19 protein-coding genes are annotated in these 15,503 nt (G+C 63.1%); 5 read left to right on the top strand and 14 right to left on the bottom strand.

Going from position 1 to position 15,503, the window contains the following annotated elements:
- Positions 1 to 20: 20 nt before the first annotated feature.
- Positions 21 to 509: a glutathione peroxidase gene (locus DSM104635_RS11550; protein WP_158766345.1), complete on the top strand. Its 489-nt coding sequence runs from the start codon at positions 21 to 23 to the stop codon at positions 507 to 509.
- Positions 510 to 511: 2 nt separating this feature from the next.
- Here the strand turns inward: DSM104635_RS11550 and DSM104635_RS11545 are convergent, their stop codons facing one another.
- The 14 genes from DSM104635_RS11545 to DSM104635_RS11480 all read right to left on the bottom strand — a co-directional run bounded on the left by DSM104635_RS11545 (position 512) and on the right by DSM104635_RS11480 (position 12,686).
- The gene (locus DSM104635_RS11545) at positions 512 to 739 is read right to left on the bottom strand and encodes a hypothetical protein (protein ID WP_158766344.1); all 228 of its coding nucleotides are present in this window, start codon (positions 737 to 739) and stop codon (positions 512 to 514) included.
- Between the two features lie 28 nt (positions 740 to 767).
- Positions 768 to 1,529 carry an ABC transporter ATP-binding protein gene (locus DSM104635_RS11540; RefSeq protein ID WP_158766343.1) on the bottom strand — a complete coding sequence of 254 codons (762 nt, stop codon included), beginning with the start codon at positions 1,527 to 1,529 and terminating at the stop codon, positions 768 to 770.
- A 4-nt stretch (positions 1,530 to 1,533) separates the two neighbouring features.
- A complete protein-coding gene (locus DSM104635_RS11535) occupies positions 1,534 to 2,262 on the bottom strand; it encodes an MlaE family ABC transporter permease (RefSeq protein WP_158768075.1) in 729 nt (242 codons plus the stop codon).
- Between the two features lie 38 nt (positions 2,263 to 2,300).
- Complete coding sequence (gene alr, locus DSM104635_RS11530; RefSeq protein ID WP_158766342.1) at positions 2,301 to 3,416, bottom strand: alanine racemase; 1,116 nt, start codon at positions 3,414 to 3,416, stop codon at positions 2,301 to 2,303.
- A complete protein-coding gene (locus tag DSM104635_RS11525; protein ID WP_158766341.1) occupies positions 3,364 to 4,839 on the bottom strand; it encodes a replicative DNA helicase in 1,476 nt (491 codons plus the stop codon). Before DSM104635_RS11525 ends, alr begins: the two co-directional genes overlap by 53 nt.
- A gap of 110 nt (positions 4,840 to 4,949) precedes the next feature.
- Complete coding sequence (locus DSM104635_RS11520; protein WP_158766340.1) at positions 4,950 to 6,878, bottom strand: S9 family peptidase; 1,929 nt, start codon at positions 6,876 to 6,878, stop codon at positions 4,950 to 4,952.
- A gap of 126 nt (positions 6,879 to 7,004) precedes the next feature.
- Positions 7,005 to 7,586: a 50S ribosomal protein L9 gene (rplI, locus tag DSM104635_RS11515; RefSeq protein ID WP_158766339.1), complete on the bottom strand. Its 582-nt coding sequence runs from the start codon at positions 7,584 to 7,586 to the stop codon at positions 7,005 to 7,007.
- A gap of 13 nt (positions 7,587 to 7,599) precedes the next feature.
- On the bottom strand, positions 7,600 to 7,881 hold the full coding sequence (rpsR, locus tag DSM104635_RS11510; RefSeq protein WP_158766338.1) for a 30S ribosomal protein S18: 282 nt from the start codon (positions 7,879 to 7,881) through the stop codon (positions 7,600 to 7,602).
- Between the two features lie 3 nt (positions 7,882 to 7,884).
- Entirely contained in the window at positions 7,885 to 8,292 is a 408-nt protein-coding gene (gene rpsF, locus DSM104635_RS11505; RefSeq protein WP_158766337.1) for a 30S ribosomal protein S6, read from the bottom strand.
- A gap of 234 nt (positions 8,293 to 8,526) precedes the next feature.
- Positions 8,527 to 9,387 carry an OmpA family protein gene (locus tag DSM104635_RS11500; protein ID WP_158766336.1) on the bottom strand — a complete coding sequence of 287 codons (861 nt, stop codon included), beginning with the start codon at positions 9,385 to 9,387 and terminating at the stop codon, positions 8,527 to 8,529.
- Positions 9,388 to 9,393: 6 nt separating this feature from the next.
- On the bottom strand, positions 9,394 to 9,987 hold the full coding sequence (locus tag DSM104635_RS19790; protein WP_187448148.1) for a hypothetical protein: 594 nt from the start codon (positions 9,985 to 9,987) through the stop codon (positions 9,394 to 9,396).
- A 218-nt stretch (positions 9,988 to 10,205) separates the two neighbouring features.
- Positions 10,206 to 11,846, bottom strand: coding sequence for an exosortase E/protease, VPEID-CTERM system (xrtE, locus tag DSM104635_RS11490; RefSeq protein WP_158766335.1), 1,641 nt, complete (start codon positions 11,844 to 11,846; stop codon positions 10,206 to 10,208).
- Between the two features lie 22 nt (positions 11,847 to 11,868).
- A complete protein-coding gene (locus DSM104635_RS11485; protein ID WP_158766334.1) occupies positions 11,869 to 12,186 on the bottom strand; it encodes a VPEID-CTERM sorting domain-containing protein in 318 nt (105 codons plus the stop codon).
- A 236-nt stretch (positions 12,187 to 12,422) separates the two neighbouring features.
- Positions 12,423 to 12,686, bottom strand: coding sequence for a hypothetical protein (locus DSM104635_RS11480; protein WP_158766333.1), 264 nt, complete (start codon positions 12,684 to 12,686; stop codon positions 12,423 to 12,425).
- A gap of 162 nt (positions 12,687 to 12,848) precedes the next feature.
- Here DSM104635_RS11480 and fabD point away from each other — a divergent pair, with 162 nt between their 5' ends.
- The 4 genes from fabD to fabG are packed head-to-tail and all read left to right on the top strand — an operon-like array spanning position 12,849 to position 15,396.
- Positions 12,849 to 13,787, top strand: a complete 939-nt coding sequence (gene fabD / locus DSM104635_RS11475; RefSeq protein ID WP_158766332.1) for an ACP S-malonyltransferase — start codon at positions 12,849 to 12,851, stop codon at positions 13,785 to 13,787.
- A 9-nt stretch (positions 13,788 to 13,796) separates the two neighbouring features.
- Positions 13,797 to 14,114 (top strand): hypothetical protein, encoded by a 318-nt coding sequence (locus tag DSM104635_RS11470; RefSeq protein WP_158766331.1) that lies wholly within the window; start codon positions 13,797 to 13,799, stop codon positions 14,112 to 14,114.
- Complete coding sequence (locus DSM104635_RS11465; protein ID WP_158766330.1) at positions 14,111 to 14,629, top strand: DUF1697 domain-containing protein; 519 nt, start codon at positions 14,111 to 14,113, stop codon at positions 14,627 to 14,629. The genes DSM104635_RS11470 and DSM104635_RS11465 overlap by 4 nt, the downstream gene beginning before the upstream one ends.
- Before the next feature lie 26 nt (positions 14,630 to 14,655).
- Positions 14,656 to 15,396: a 3-oxoacyl-[acyl-carrier-protein] reductase gene (gene fabG / locus DSM104635_RS11460; RefSeq protein ID WP_158766329.1), complete on the top strand. Its 741-nt coding sequence runs from the start codon at positions 14,656 to 14,658 to the stop codon at positions 15,394 to 15,396.
- The last annotated feature ends 107 nt before the right edge of the window (positions 15,397 to 15,503 follow it).

The following is a 15,503-nucleotide window of genomic DNA, read 5'->3' as shown; positions in this document are numbered from 1 at the left end:
GGGTCTGCTAACGCATAGGGATGAATGGCGCCGCAAACATCTACGACTTCACCGCCCGCGACATCGACGGCAAGGAGCGCTCGCTCTCCGAGTATCGCGGCAAGTTGCTGCTGATCGTGAACACCGCCAGCCAGTGCGGGTTCACCTATCAGTACAAAGGGCTGGAAGAGTTGCACCGAAAGTACGCGGCGCAGGGTGTCGAAGTGCTTGGCTTTCCGAGCAACCAGTTCGGCAAACAGGAGCCGGGTGACGAGAACGAGATCAAGAACTTCTGCTCACTGACGTACGATGTGACATTTCCGATGTTCGCCAAGATTGATGTGAACGGACCACAAGCGCATCCGCTCTATGACTATCTCACGCGAGAGAAGGGCGGCGGCTTGTTGGGCCGTAAAATCAAATGGAATTTCACCAAGTTCCTGATCGGCCGCGACGGCAAGGTGATCGGCCGCTACGCGCCGACTGCGAAGCCGGAAGAACTCGACGCAGTAATTGCGCGGAAGCTCTGAGGTTAGTCGCTGCGGTCTCGTGGAGGCCGTTCGTCATTCCAATGGCGCAAGGCGTACCAAAGTAGCGTGGGTGCGGCGACCGTGACGACGACGAGTTGAAGGAGAGCGAAGAGCGGAGCGTTCCAGTAGTTCTGCCCTACGACGATCTGATTGTGACTGATCGCGACGGCGGCCTCGATCGCATAGACGACGATAAGAATTGCGGCCAACACAACTGCGGTCCGGTTCATCCATTTCCATCAGCGGCCCATGTGTGGTTCACACTACCGCTTGAATCGGTCCATCCGCACGCCCGGCGACGAATTGGTCGACCATGGCGTTGCCGCTGGTCTCAAGCGACGCGGTCGGGCCGCGCCAGACGATCTTGCCGTCCTGCAGCATTGCGATTTCGTCTGCGATCTTGCGCGCGCTTGGCATGTCGTGCGTGATCGACACCGCGGCGCAGCCGAGATCATCCACCATCTCGCGGATGAGATCGTTGATGGCGTCGGCGGTGATCGGATCAAGGCCGGTGGTGGGTTCGTCGAAAAAGATGATGTCCGGCTTGGCGATGATGGCGCGGGCGAGGCCGGCGCGTTTCTGCATGCCGCCGGAGAGCTCGATCGGGCGCACATCCGCGAATTCTGGCGCGAGGCGCACCTTGCGCATGGTTTCGATCGCGCGCTCGCGCGCTTCGGGGCGCGCCATCTTGTCGGCGTAGATCAGACGGAACGCGATGTTCTCCCAGACGGTCAGCGAGTCGAACAGCGCGCCGCCCTGGAACAGCATGCCGAACTTGCGCATCACGCGCGCGCGGATTTCCTGCGGCATACGCGTGACGTCGGCGCCATCGACCAGCACTTGGCCGGCGTCCGGCTTCATCAGCCCCAGCGCGCATTTCAGGGTCACGGACTTGCCTTGGCCCGAGCCGCCGATGATGACGAGTGAGCGGCCTTTGTTGACGTCGATATCGACGCCATCGAGCACCTGGCGTCCGCGCAACTTCTTCTTGACGCCGACAAGCTGGAGTTTCGCGGTCATCGCGTCACTCCACGAAGAAGGCGGTGATGAGATAGTTCACCGCGAGAATGAGAACGATGGCGCCGACGACGGCGTTGGTGGTCGCGCGGCCGACGCCGAGGGCGCCGCCGGAGGAATTGTAGCCCTGGTAGGCGCCGACTGCGGCGATGATGAATCCGAACACCGCCGCCTTCACCAGGCCCAAGATCACGTCCTGCGGCTCCACGAATTCGAACGTGTTGCGCAAATACGCCGCGCCATTGAAGTCGAGGCTGTTCACCGCGACCAGATAGCCGCCCATCACGCCGATGATGTCTGCGACCAGCACCAGTATCGGCAGCGTCAGCGTCGCCGCCAGAATGCGCGGGGCCACGAGATACTTGAACGGATCGGTCGAGAGCGTCGTCATCGCGTCGATCTGCTCGGTGACGCGCATGGTGCCGATTTCGGCGGCGATGCCGGCGCTGACGCGTCCCGCCAGCATCAAGCCGGCCAACACAGGGCCAAGCTCGCGCGTGATGCCGAGCACCACGATGTTCGGCACGAATTGCTCGGCGTTGAAACGCGCGCCGCCGACATAGATGTTAAGCGCCAGAGCCGCGCCGATGAACACGGCGGTCACGCCAATCACCGGCAGCGAGAAATAACCGATCTGCGCGCACTGGCGTAGGAATTGGCCGATGAAGAAGGGCGGCGCAAAAATGGACGCAGCCGAGCGCCCGGCGAACGCCGAGAAGCGCCCGATCTCGGCCATCAGCCCCAACGTCCCACGTCCAATCGCCGCAAACGGATTCACGCGCGCGCTCCGGTCTTGCGCACTGTGCCGGCGAACGTGGTCAGGATTTCGTAGGGCGCGGTGCCCGCGAGCGCGGCGAGGTCATCGAGGCGCACGTTGGGGCCGAGAAATTCGACCATCGCACCAGGTTGCGCCTCGGCGCAGCCGGTCACGTCGATGATGATCAGATCCATTGAAACCCGCCCCAGGATCGGTGGCCGCGCGCCGCCGAGGAACCCATAGCCGCGCCCGGAGAGCGACCGCAAGTAGCCGTCGGCGTAACCGATCGCGACTGTGGCGGAGCGCATCTTTTGGGGCGCGGTGAACGTCGCGCCATAGCCGAACGTTTCGCCTTGCTCGACGTCGCGCACTTGCACGATCGGTGCTTCCACGGTGGCTGCCGCGGCCAGAGGCGGGTTGTCGGCGTCCAGACCGCCAGAGCCGTAAAGACCAATGCCCGGACGCACGAGATCGAAATGATAATCCGGGCCGATCAGCACCCCGCCTGTAGACGCCAAGCTGCGAAGCGCTTTGGGAAACAACGTTGCTGCATCGACGAAGCGACGCAGCTGCACGGCGTTCATCTCACTTTTCACGTCGGACGCGCAGGCGAGGTGGCTCATCACCAGCGCCAGTGCCGCGCCCTTGAGCGCGACGGCGGCTTGCGCCAATTCCTCCGGGCCGATGCCGAGCCGATTCATGCCGGTGTCGATGTGCAAGCCCGCCGGCCCACGCGCATTCCAAAGCTTGATCTGCGCCAGCGAGTTCAGGATCGGCGTTAGCTTTGGCGCCGCGTATTGTTCGGCGTCCTCTTCCGAGGGACCGTTCAGCACGAAGATCTGCGGGCCTTCGCCGAGCGCTTTGCGCACGAGCAGCGCTTCGCCAAACGTCGCCGTGAAGAACACGCGCGCGCCCGCTTGCGCCAATGCGCGCGACGCGCCCACAGAACCGAGCCCGTAGGAATCCGCCTTGACAACGGCGGACACAGCAGCACTTGGCGCGCGTTGTTTGAAGAAGCGCCAGTTCTCGACGATGGCGGCGTGGTTGACCGTCAGCCGCGCCAGGCGCGACCTAGGAGCGTCAACGCTGTCTTTGCGTTGCTGCTGATGAGAAGCGGGTGAACTTTCCTTCAAACGTCAGGTCCACTGTGTCAATCGGCCCATGGCGATTCTTGCCAAGTATCAACTCCGCCTTGTTCATAGCGGCGTCCATCTTCCTACGCCATTCGATATGCTTGTCGGAATTAGGCTCGGGCTCCGTTCTGCTTAGATAGTATTCTTCTCGATATACGAACATCACCACGTCCGCATCCTGTTCGATCGAACCCGACTCTCTGAGGTCGGAAAGCTGCGGTCTTTTGTCGTCGCGTGATTCAACCTGACGGGAGAGCTGGGAAAGAGCCAACACCGGAACGTTTAGGTCCTTGGCCAGAGTCTTAAGTCCCTGAGTGACAGCGCTCACTTCCTGGACGCGACCATCATTTTTGCGTGAGTTCGTGGTCACCAACTGAAGATAGTCGACAACGATTAGGTCAAGACCCGCCGTACGCTTCAAGCGTCGCGCACGGTTGTGCAGCTGCGCGATTGAGATACCGCCCGTTTCATCGACGTGCAGGGGAAGCGTATGCAGCATTTGCGCAGCATCGTTGATCTGCATAAATTCGTGTTTCTCGATCCTTCCCTGGCGGAGCCTGTGCGATTCGATGGATGTGTAGTCAGACAGCAAACGTGTCGCGAGTTGCTCCGCCGACATTTCGAGCGAAAAGAACCCGACTACACCGCCCGCATGACTTTCGTCCTTTGTTTGATCGCCCTTTAGTTTCGCCAGCGCCGCATTCATTGCCATGTTAAGCGCGAGGGCGGTTTTTCCCATCGAAGGACGACCAGCTAAGATGATCAAATCCGAGCCATGAAACCCGCCGAGCTTGTGGTCCAACTCTCGGAATCCGGACGATATGCCCGAAACATCCGATCCACGGTTCTTTGCTGCCGCAGCGACCTCGATCGATTTCGTAATCGCAGTCTTGAAATCCTGAAAACCACGGCTGGTCGTTCCGCTTTCCGCAAGGCCAAACAGTGTGCGCTCCGCTTCCTCGATGATATCGTTCGCGTCGTGATCGTCGGGCGGACTCTCGGCCAAATCGCTTATGACGTTGCCAACGCGAATGAGTTCCCGTCGGAGCGCCAAGTCATAGATTAGATCAGCATAAGATTGCGCATGCGCGGAGAGCGGCGCAGCCGCCTCCATGAGTTTCAAAAGATAGACCGCACCGCCGATTTCCTTGATGCCGCCGTCGCGCGAAAACCGTTCCTTCAGGGTAACGCCGTCGGCGAGCTGCCCGGCGGTTATTAGGTCGGCGCACGCCGAGAAGATGCGGCCGTGCACTGGATCGTAGAAGTGCTTCTCTTGGAGGCTCGAATTGATCCGGTTGTAGGTCTCGTTGTCGAACAGAATCGCGCCCAGCAGCGCTTGCTCGGCCTCCAGATTGTGCGGCGCGACGCGCGGCTGCGGCGGCGCGGCCGGGACGGCAAGCGGAAGGGACTGCTGGTTCGACATCGCGGGCAAGATGAGGCGATTCGGGGCGGCAATCGTTTACGTCCCGAAATCTTGACCCCGCTTTTTCTGAGTCCCACCCAGGTCTTTGTTGTTGACCCGTAATGATGGAATCAGCTCGCAGCGCCCCGGAGGTGCTGATCCAGGAAGCGCAGATACGCGTCCTGCGCCGTGACCCGGTTTTCCTTGCGCAAGAAGCCGTGACCTTCGTCGGGGAACACCACGTACTCCACCGGCACGTTGTTGGCGCGCACTGCTGCGACCAGTTCGTCGCTTTCCACCTGAAGCACGCGCGGGTCGTTGGCGCCTTGGATCACGAGCAGCGGTTTGCTGATGTTCGCGGCGTGGAAGAGCGGCGAGATGCGGCGGTGACGCTCGGCGTCGGTCGCGGGGTCGCCCATTTCGTCGTAGAGCGCTTCGCGGAACGAAGCCCACCACGGCGGGATCGAGTTCAGCGTGCGCTCCCAATTGGTGACGCCGAAAATGTCGATGCCGACATCGAACGCTTCCGGTTCAAACGCGAGCGCTGCCGCCACCATGTAGCCGCCGTAGCTGCCGCCCATGATGCCGATGCGGTCGTTGTCGACCCAGTCCAGTGTTTCGAGATGGCGGCGCGCGTGTACGATGTCTTGCAGATCGACTTCGCCATGATGGCGATCGTCCAAATGGAAGAACGTCTTGCCGTAGCCGGATGAGCCGCGGTTGTTGGCGGCGAACACCGCGTAGCCATGGTTCACCAAGTGCTGCACCGACGCGGAATAGCCACGGCGGCTTTGGCCGCCTGGGCCGCCATGCACGTAGACGAGCGCGGGAACGCGATTGTCAGCGCTCGATCCGCGTGGTCGGTAGAGAATGCCGGGAATTTCGCGACCGTCGAAGCTCGGGTAACGTACGACTGTGGCTTCCACGAGTACGTCTTCGTTGATCTCAGAGCTCAGCGCGTGCGTTAGTCGCGTCGCGACGCCGGTGTTGAGCGGCGCGGAAAAGACGTCGGCGGGTGAGGTATCGGCCGCCACTGTGAAGGCAATGCGTGTCTCATCGCGGTTGAACCGCACGCCGCCTAGATCGCCTGCGGGCACGCCGGTGAGGCGGATCGGATTGTTGCTGCGCGTATCTACGATGCTCACTTCGGTTGATCCGTCAGCGTTCACCGCCGAGACCTGATAGCGCCCAGTCGGCGAGTAGGTGATGAACATCACGTCCCACTCGGTCTCGATGACCGCGTTCTTCGCGCCGGTGGCCAGATCGTAGCGCCAGGCCTGAGTGAATTCGCCGTGTTCATCCGTGCTGTAGAGCAGCGCCGAGGTGTCTGGTGTAAAAGCGTGCGTGTTGTACGAGATGTTGCCGGTGTGCTCCGTGATGAGGCGCGGTTCGCGCATGTCGCGCGTATGCAGATTGACCAGGAAGATGTCGCTGTCGGCGCTGGTGCGTGGGCGCACGAGGGCGAGCCAGCGGCCGTTCGGAGAGAGATCGGAGATCTCCATGCCGGGGTTTTCGTAGACGAGGCGGCGCTCGTAGCTGGTCGCGTCGTATTCGTAGAGATCGAACGCTTCCGGGTTGCGCTCATTCGAGATCACGTAGAAGGCCGCGCCATCGTCGCGCCACGACAGGAAATCGGCCTTCAACTCGTCGCCCGGCGTCAGGTCGCGCAGCGTGCCGTCGCGTTCGCGGACATAGACGTGGGTCAGTTCGTTGCCGCCTTGGTCGGCGGTGACGATGACGCGTTCGTCGTTCGGGAAATAGCTCTCGGCGAAGGTGGCGTTCGTCGTCGATGCTGTAAGCGGCACGGCGGCGCCGCCCTCGATCGATAGCGCGTAGGCGTTGAAGACGCCGCTGGAGTCGTTCGAGATCAGGATGCTGCGCCCGTCCGGCGAGAAGCCCAAACCCGTCGGCGCTGACATCGCATAAGCGGTGGTCTGGAAGAACGCGGCGGCGGTGTAAGTCGCCGGCGCTGCGGGCGTATTGGCGTCCGGCGTCGAAGCGCAGGCGGCGGTCAGCGAAAGCGCGGTAGCGCCCAAGAGAATATTGCGACGATTGATCATGGGCGTCCCTCCGAGTGTCCAGCGGGCCAACCTAGCGCGCACGCGTATGCGCGCGTATGCAAAATGCGAGAGGCCCGTGCACCTTTCGATGCACGGGCCTCAAGCTTTGGATGCGTTGCCGCGACGTTATTCGGCGCGAGCAGACGGATCGTTGGTGATCGAGTTCGCGGAAAGCTCCTTGGCTTGCGCCTCGGCGTCCGCGCGATCGGCTTCAGCAGCCGACGCGATGACGTTTTCGCCCTTCGCTTGACGCTCAGCTTCGTCGGCCGAGCGGGCCACGTTGACCTTTACGTTGGCGTACACTTCCGCATGGAGGCGGACGCGCACGTCATAGACGCCGATGGTCTTGATCGGCTTGTCGAGCACAACGGCGCTGCGTTCGATCTTGGCGCCGCTCTTGAGGATCTCTTCGGCCACGTCGCGCGCGGAAACCGAACCGTAGAGCTGGCCCGCTTCACCGGCGGAGCGGATGAGGAGGTAACTCGAGCCGTCGATCTTGCCGGACGCCTTTTCGGCGGCGGCCTTTTGTTCGGCGTTGCGAGCTTCGATCTCGGCGCGGCGCGCTTCGAACAGCTTGCGGTTATCGTCGGTGGCGCGGAGCGCTTTCTTCTGCGGCAGCAGGAAGTTGCGGGCGAACCCGTCGCGCACCTTCACTTCGTCGCCGATGGCGCCAAGGCTTTCGACGCGTTCGAGCAGGATGACTTGCATTGCTTTGTCTCCCTTACTGAACGGCAAACGGAAGCAGTGCGAGTTCGCGAGCCAGTTTGATGGCGCGCGCGAGTTCGCGTTGCTTCTTGGCGGAAACGGCGGTGATGCGCGCCGGGACGATCTTGCCCTTTTCGCTGATGTAGCGTTGGAGCATTTTCACGTCCTTGTAGTCGATCTTCGGCGCAGCAGAGCCGGAGAACGGGCACACCTTACGCCGGCGGCCGAACGGACGCCGCGCCGGAATGTTCGAAATGTTGAACTTCGGGGCGCCTTTGACGATTTTCTTGTTGGCCATGATTTAGTCCTCCCCGCCTTCAAACTCGCCGCCACCTTCTTCACCATCGCGGCCGCCTTCACGGCGCGCACGACGGCGCTCTTCGCGATCGCGACGAGCGAGAATGGGCGAGGGCTCTTCATCGAGCTCTTCGACGCGGATGGTTTTGAAGCGCATGACGTCTTCGTTGATCTTCAAGCGCCGCTCGAGCTCGTGCACCGCGGTCGGCGGGCAATCGAGGTTCAGCAGGGCGTAGTGGCCCTTGCGGTTCTTACGGATGCGGTAGGTGAGATTGCGCAAGCCCCAGTATTCGGTCTTGCCAACCGCGCCGCCCAATTCCTTGATCGTGTTGGTGATGTCCTCGACCAGCGCATCGACTTGCTGCGGCGAGATTTCGGGACGTGCGATGAGCACGTGTTCGTAATAAGCCATTCTTGTCCTCTTCCGAGTGATCTGCGGCGCCTCTGCCGGGGAAGAACCGGCAAAAACGATGGACCCCGGGCGGCGGATGCCCCCGGGGCCGCAGATCGCGAAGGCGCGGAAAATACGCATTTCGGCCCGGGAAGCAAGGGGCGTTATCCCCAAGGTGACGGTAACCGAAAGGGGCGGCGCCGGTTTTAGCCGGGTGGTGGGCGCCGCCCCTTCCGAACCTCCTTCGCTTGCGCGTCAGGAGGAGCTTGTTCCGGCCCGCCGTCGCACCTCGACCCGCCGATTGAGCTGGCGGCCGGCCGCCGTCGCGTTGGTGGCGACCGGCTCGCTTTCCCCACGCCCCACGGCGCTGATCCGCTCGCGTTCGATCCCGCGCGCCACGAGCCATTCCACCACGGCCTGGGCGCGGCGCCGCGAGAGGCCGTCGTTGTAACCGTCGCTGCCGATCCAGTCGGTGTGGCCCTCGATCTCGACGGCCATCGCCGGATCCGCCTGCAGCAGCTCCAGCGCCGGCGCGAGGATCGCATCCGCTTCGGGCCGCAGCGTCGCGCGGTCGAAGTCGAACAGCACGTCGTCGAACGAGATGAGCGGTGGCTCGGCCGGTACCTCAGGTGGCGGCGGTTCGAACGTCACCAGCTCAAGGCCGGGGCACGGCGTGCCCGCGCGCTCCATGGCGTCAAACACCTCGTCGTCCTGGCACAGCAGCGCGATCGCCGCGCGCTGGTATCCGAGCGCATTGAGCTGGCGCGCGTTCTTGATGCGCATGCATTGGCGGTCTTGCCAGGTCGTGCCGAACGACACGCCGAAGCCGGCTAGCTGCAGGCCGAACGAGCGTGAGCCCATGCAGGTGTCTTCGGACGCGACGATCCGGGGCGAGTAGGCGGTAGGCACGGGAATTCGGGGCCCGTGATAACTCGCACCCCGCTGCGCGCTCTGCTCCTGGGTCTCGATCACGCCCGTGACCTCGTAGCCATCGGCGCCGAGCCGCGCGCTGTCGCCGCCGAGATCATAACTCTCGTCGGCGTAAGCGAATGACGGTTGCACACTTGTGCCGAACACAAGCGACGCCATCACCGGCGTGAGCGCGCGCGGATACATCGACGTCTAGCGGTCGTCTTCGCGCCGTCCGGGACATGGCGTGCCCGCCGTGGTCATGGCGTCCCGCACGTCGTTGTCCACGCACAGCAGTGCAACAGCTGCCGGCGCGAAGCCCATCGCGGCGAGTTCGCGCGAGTTTTTCAGCCGCTGGCAGTTCTCGTCGCGCCACGTCGTGCCGAACGAAACGCCGAATGCGACGCCTTGCGCGCCGACAGAACTCGAGCCCATGCAGGTGTCTTCGGTGGCGATCGTCGGCGGCGCGTAGGCGGTGGTGACGGGGATTTCAGTAACGCGCCCGTCGCGTCCGTCGCGCCCATTTTTTCCGTTGTCGCCGTTCAGACCGTTTTGGCCGTTCTCTCCGTTCTCGCCATTGAGACCGTTCTCACCGTTCTGGCCATTTTCCCCGTTCTGCCCGTTCTCACCATTCTGTCCGTTTTGACCGTTCTGGCCATTTTGACCGCTCTGACCATTCTGCCCGTTCTGACCATTTTGGCCGTTCTGTCCGTTGTTTCCGTTCTCGCCGTTCTGACCGTTTTGTCCGCCATTGCAGCTGTTGTGATGGCAATGCGTGCCACCAGTGGCGGCGGCAGGTCCGATCATAACGATCGCGCCTAGCGCCAACGTCAAAACGGCAAGGCTAAAGCTCCGAGCCCGCATCGGATGGTCCCCCTGGAAGTGCGCGTGTGCGCGTTCCCCCAGACCTCGACTCACTCCCGGTCATCCGCCGCAAACTGTCAATTGCGCTTACAATAAATACGAGTTCATGCGCTCGACGCGCGCGCCCGCATGTTTGTGGAGAACTCTGACGCGCGGCGCGCTCAGAGCAATTCCCAACGCTCCATCATCACCGCATAGATCGCGATGATGCCGTTGGCCGCGACGTGCGCCGCGATCGCACCGGAGAGAGTCTTCGAGCGATAGAGAGTGATCGCGAATGCTGCGCCCGCGAGCGCGCCCGCAAGCCAACGCCCGTGCAGCGCACCGAACAGCACGCTGGTGACGATCAGCGCTACCCACGTGAACGCGCCAGGCGCTACCGCTTCGAAGCGCCGGCTGATCAGCGCGCGGTGCAGATAGCCCCGGAACGCCAGTTCCTCAACGATTGGGACGATCAGTGCGAAGCCGAAAATCCGAAGCGCGAGCCACGCCGCGGCAGCCGCCGGCGGCTGCGTTTCGAGCCAGGCGCCGAGCGTCGATGTTTCCGCCGCTGGCTCGGTGACAATCCACAGCCCGCCGACGGCGAGGCCAACAAGCCACGGCTCCGCGCCGATCTTGGCCAGCTGGCCGCGAATGGCGTCGCGGTAGATCCAGATCGTCGCCACCGGAATGGCGATCAGCAGAACGCCGGCCCAGCGGGAGCTGTCGCCGAACACGGCGCCGCCAATGCGGGCCGCCATCAGCGCCGCGAAAGGCGTGAGCAGTGCGGCGGCGAGATAGAGCGCCGGATCGCGCTCTTGCTTTTTATCGACGACGGGATGCGCCCGGAAGATCGGCGCGCGGTGCGCGATCAGCATCAGCGAGATCGTCACCGTCAGAAAGAACACCCAGCCGGCTTGCGAATGGAAGCCGTTAATGGCGACCTCGGGAGACACGTGAGCGCCCATGCTGACCAGCAACGTCAGCCGCACCGCGTTCAGCACCCAGATCGTCAGCGCGCCAAGCGGCAGTAGCACCAGCACGTGCGGGAAGCGCAGGTCGCGGCGGAAGGCGAAGATGTAAAAGCTCATCATGCCGAGCACGAGGCCGACTCCTTCGTAGCCGGAGCAAGGCGCACCGATGATGACGCGGAAGTCGAGGGCACCAAGCATGCGGTTTGGCACATCGATGAACGCGCTCGGCTCGTAAAGCTGCAAGAGCCAGTGCGACGTGTAGAGCGTCGCGGCCGAGAGGTCATGCCAGCTGTTGCGCGAGAACTCGATCGCCGCGTAGGTGAGTGCGCCGAACGCCAGCGCTACAATGGCATGGCCGGCGTGTTTGCGCGCAAAGCCGAACCAAAACGAGATCGGCGCAAGCGCGATCACCGCGCAAACCACCATCGCGCCCGCCGCCGCCATCCAGAGCGAAACACCGGCCCACGGCGTCGCATTCGCGCCGCTGAGCGCTGATAGCGCTGCAAGCAAGCCGAGGAAAAGCACCGTCTGGGCGCCGAGCCAGCGGCCCCAGCGGTGGGTCCGCGCGTCCGTCAGCCAATCGGCGACGATGGCGCGCGATTGCGCGAAGGCGAGAAAGCAGAACGCTATGCCGGCATAGAGCGCGACGTAAACGAGAACCTGCAGCGTATCGTTGAAGACTCTCCACGCCGGCGAAGGTGCGCCGCCTACAATGTCACGGAATGAATAGGCGCCGTCGAGCAGGACGATCTCGACAAGCAACAGCAGCGCAAGCGCAGCCCCGCGTGCGCCTATGCGCCAGGTTTTAGGCGCGTGCGCCGCACGGTCGCCGATGTTCATCGTGCTCATCGTGCGGCGCTAGACGCAAGAATTAGGCCTTGGCGCGTTGGCGCAGATAGGCTTCGCGCAGGATGAGCACCGCGATCGCGACGATCACCAAAGCTGCCGCGCCTTGCGTCACGTCGATTTCCGGCGCCGACGGATGTCCGCCGCCGCCATGACCACCGCCGTGGCCGCCACCGTGACCACCACCGTGGCCGCCGCCATGACCGCCACCGTGGTTGCCGCCGTTGCCCTTGGTCGGGGCGTTCCAGCAGAAGAGCAGGAAGCAGGTCTTGGCCGACGCCGTGGTCACGGTCGCCGCTGTCATCGCAGCCGCAGTGGCCACCATGTTGAAAAACTTTTGCACGTACGAAATCCCCCAGCTGAGGATTTCCGCCGCGTCGTGCGCCGGAGAAGCTCCCCACTTGGTTCATTGGAACCATGCGCCGCGGATGCGCGCGACGGCTTTCCACGCGTCCGTGTGCAATTCGTAATATTTCGCGCGGGGCGATAGCTTGGCGCAGCGCTGGGGGGCTGCTGCGCCAAGCACCGGACGCGCGCGCCTGGGAGGGGGAGCGCGCTCATCTAGCAGGTCGTCCGGTTTTAGATCGCGCGTTGGCGCAAGAAGCGTTCGCGCATTAACAGCACTGCAACAGCCAGCACCGCGATCGCGGTCAGACCTTGCGAAGCGTCGATTTCCGGCGCTGACGGCGCACTGCCACCACCACCGCCGCCACCAGTGTCGCCGCCGGACTTGCCGTCGCCGCCAAGGCAGAGGAAAAGTATGCAAGTTTCCGCCGCAGCATGTGTCGTCATCGCTGCTAGAATCGCGCCGGCGCCGAGGACGGATTTAACAACCTTTATCAAGGTTATCCTCCTTCTTTGCCGCGCCGCCACGCGTAGGGTTACGTACGTACCCCGCTGTACGACACAGACTCAATCACAGGTCATGCCATCCCGCGACGGAACACTACCGGCGGGCGAGTGAACTGCTTGCCGAGCGACGGCCTGCGCGATACGCCCCGCGCCATGACCCTCGCATTCATCTTTCCCGGTCAGGGAAGCCAAGCGCCCGGCATGGGCAAGAGCCTTAACGACGCTTTCGCCGCAAGCCGCGAAGTGTTTCAAGAAATCGACGAAGCGCTCGGCGAGAAGCTCTCGCGGCTCATCTTTGAAGGCCCGGCGGAAGAGTTGACGCTCACCGCCAATGCGCAACCTGCGTTGATGGCCGTCAGCCTCGCAGCGATGCGCGCGTTGGAACGGGAGTTTCGCGTGCCGGCAAGCAAAGCCGCGTTTGTCGCGGGCCACTCGCTGGGTGAATATTCCGCGCTCGCCGCCGCTGGCGCGTTGACGATTTCCGACACCGCGAGACTGTTGCGCACGCGCGGCAACGCCATGCAGGCTGCCGTGCCCGTTGGCGAAGGCGCGATGGCGGCGCTGATCGGCAAGGTCGATGTGGCGCTCGCCGAAGAGATCGCCGCGAAGGGCGCAGAAGCTGGGATCTGCGTGGTCGCCAACGACAACAACATCGGCAACGTCGTCATCTCCGGCTCGAAAGCCGGCATCGACGCGGCGCTCGCCTACGCGAAGGAAAAAGGCGCTCGCGCCATTGCGCTCAACGTCTCGGCGCCGTTCCACTCGCCGCTGATGCAGCCCGCCGCCGACGCAATGGCGGAAGCGTTGGCAAGCGCTTCGTTTGCGCCGTTCAATCCGGCCCTCGTCGCCAACGTTACGGCGCAACCGGTTCACGAGCCAGCGACGGTTCGCAAGCTGTTGGTGGAGCAAGTCACAGGCCGCGTGCGCTGGCGCGAAAGCATCGAATGGATGGCGCGGTGCGGCGTCACCCGCTTCGCCGAGGTCGGCGCCGGCAAGCAGCTCACCGGCATGGTCAAGCGCAATGCGCCCGATGCGGAAGCGCTGGCGCTGAACGAGCCGGGCGATCTCGAAGCTTTCGCGAAAACGGTCTGAGGGAAGCCGGTGCCTTTCACAGCTTTGATCCGCAGTTTCAGCGTCGTCGTCATTGTCATCGGGGCGATTATGTTCGCCCTTGGAGTGGCCTCGGTCGTGCTCAGCTTGATGGGTCGCGGCATCGGCTACTTATCGGGCGCAGATATTCAGGGGTCGCTAGCACTCATGCTAACGGCCTCTCTGGTCTATGTTCTTTGCCGAATGCACGAGGCACGGGCGGCCACCGATGAGCAAGCGGCGCTGTTGATCGAGATACTCGCTCAGCTCAGAGCAGACCGGACAAATGCTGCAGGACAGGACACCACGCCCGAACACAAGTCAGAGTGAGCCGCCAAATTGCTCTTCTACGCGGCGTCAATTTGGGCGGACGCAAAGTCGTCATGTCCGAACTGCGCGAAGTCTGCGAAGCTGCGGGCTTCAGCAATGTTCGCACCCTGATCGCGAGCGGCAATCTCGTGCTCAACGCCAAGTTCACCGGCGCCAAGCTGGAGGCGAAGTTGGAGAAGGTGATCCTCGCAGGGCTGGAGCTGAAGACAGATGTCTTCGTCCGCGACGCCGATCAGCTCGACGCCGTCATCGACGCCAATCCGTTCAAGGCTTTCACCAAGACCAATCCCAATTTCCTGGTCGTGAATTTCATGCGCAGTTCGGCAACGAAGGCCGAACTGGAAGCGATGGAAAACACCGCGCTTACCGGCGAAGAAATCCGCCAGGGCAAGGACTGTCTCTACATCAAGTTTCCGCAAGGCCAGGGCGTGTCGAAGCTCAAAATGCCGAAGAGCGGCACGGCGCGAAACTGGAACACGGTCACGAAACTTGCCGCCATGCTCCGCCCGGCATAAGCCACGCCGGAAACCGAGGGTGCTTCATGTTCGATCTCAAAGGCAAAACCGCGCTTGTTACGGGCGCCTCCGGCGGCATTGGCGGCGCGATCGCCAAGGCGCTGGCCGCACAGGGCGCGCGCGTGGCGCTTTCCGGCACCCGCGTTGAGGCGCTGGAGAAAGTTCGCGCCGAACTCGGCGCCGATCACCCGATTACACCCTGCAATCTCTCCGATCCCACCGCTGTGGATGCCCTCGTCGGTCAAGCTGAAGCCGCCCTCGGCGGTCGGCTCGACATCCTGGTCGCCAACGCCGGCATCACCAAGGACGGGCTGATGCTGCGCATGAAGGACGAGGACTTTCAGAACGTCATCAAGATCAATCTCGAGAGCTATTTCCGCCTCTCGCGCGCGGCGCTGCGGAACATGATGAAAAACCGCTGGGGCCGCATCATTGGGATTACGTCAGTGGTCGGCGTCACCGGAAACCCCGGACAGGCGAATTACGCGGCGTCGAAAGCCGGCATGATCGGCTTCACCAAGGCGCTTGCCGCGGAAGTCGCCAGCCGCAACGTCACCGCCAATTGCATCGCGCCGGGTTTCATCGCCTCGCCGATGACAGACGTACTCAACGAGACGCAGAAATCGGCGCTGCTGACCAAGATCCCGGCTGGGCGTCTCGGCGAGGGGTCAGACGTCGCAGCTGCGGCCGTTTATCTGGCCAGCGATGAAGCGGCCTACATGACCGGCCAGACCCTGCACGTGAACGGCGGGATGGCCATGATCTGAGGGGCAGGCTTGCGCTGGCCGCAGAGAAAAGGGCTTGCGCGACGCCGTACCTGTGGTCAAAAGGCCGCTACCAAGCGCCCCGTACGGGGCGTGACCATTTTTTCAGC

Source organism: Terricaulis silvestris (assembly GCF_009792355.1).
GTDB classification, from domain to species: Bacteria; Pseudomonadota; Alphaproteobacteria; order Caulobacterales; family Aquidulcibacteraceae; genus Vitreimonas; species Vitreimonas silvestris.
Note: the sequence above shows the minus strand (reverse complement) of the source record. Positions and strands in the feature narration are given on the sequence as shown.

Excerpts from the sequence above, each read along its gene's own strand:
- DSM104635_RS11550 (WP_158766345.1), top strand. The coding sequence starts at position 21 with ATGAATGGCGCCGCAAACATCTACGACTTCACCGCCCGCGACATCGAC.
- DSM104635_RS11545 (WP_158766344.1), bottom strand. The coding sequence starts at position 739 with ATGAACCGGACCGCAGTTGTGTTGGCCGCAATTCTTATCGTCGTCTAT.
- DSM104635_RS11540 (WP_158766343.1), bottom strand. The coding sequence starts at position 1,529 with ATGACCGCGAAACTCCAGCTTGTCGGCGTCAAGAAGAAGTTGCGCGGA.
- DSM104635_RS11535 (WP_158768075.1), bottom strand. The coding sequence starts at position 2,262 with ATGGCCGAGATCGGGCGCTTCTCGGCGTTCGCCGGGCGCTCGGCTGCG.
- DSM104635_RS11525 (WP_158766341.1), bottom strand. The coding sequence starts at position 4,839 with ATGTCGAACCAGCAGTCCCTTCCGCTTGCCGTCCCGGCCGCGCCGCCG.
- DSM104635_RS11520 (WP_158766340.1), bottom strand. The coding sequence starts at position 6,878 with ATGATCAATCGTCGCAATATTCTCTTGGGCGCTACCGCGCTTTCGCTG.
- rplI (WP_158766339.1), bottom strand. The coding sequence starts at position 7,586 with ATGCAAGTCATCCTGCTCGAACGCGTCGAAAGCCTTGGCGCCATCGGC.
- rpsR (WP_158766338.1), bottom strand. The coding sequence starts at position 7,881 with ATGGCCAACAAGAAAATCGTCAAAGGCGCCCCGAAGTTCAACATTTCG.
- rpsF (WP_158766337.1), bottom strand. The coding sequence starts at position 8,292 with ATGGCTTATTACGAACACGTGCTCATCGCACGTCCCGAAATCTCGCCG.
- DSM104635_RS11500 (WP_158766336.1), bottom strand. The coding sequence starts at position 9,387 with ATGTATCCGCGCGCGCTCACGCCGGTGATGGCGTCGCTTGTGTTCGGC.
- DSM104635_RS19790 (WP_187448148.1), bottom strand. The coding sequence starts at position 9,987 with ATGATCGGACCTGCCGCCGCCACTGGTGGCACGCATTGCCATCACAAC.
- xrtE (WP_158766335.1), bottom strand. The coding sequence starts at position 11,846 with ATGAGCACGATGAACATCGGCGACCGTGCGGCGCACGCGCCTAAAACC.
- fabD (WP_158766332.1), top strand. The coding sequence starts at position 12,849 with ATGACCCTCGCATTCATCTTTCCCGGTCAGGGAAGCCAAGCGCCCGGC.
- fabG (WP_158766329.1), top strand. The coding sequence starts at position 14,656 with ATGTTCGATCTCAAAGGCAAAACCGCGCTTGTTACGGGCGCCTCCGGC.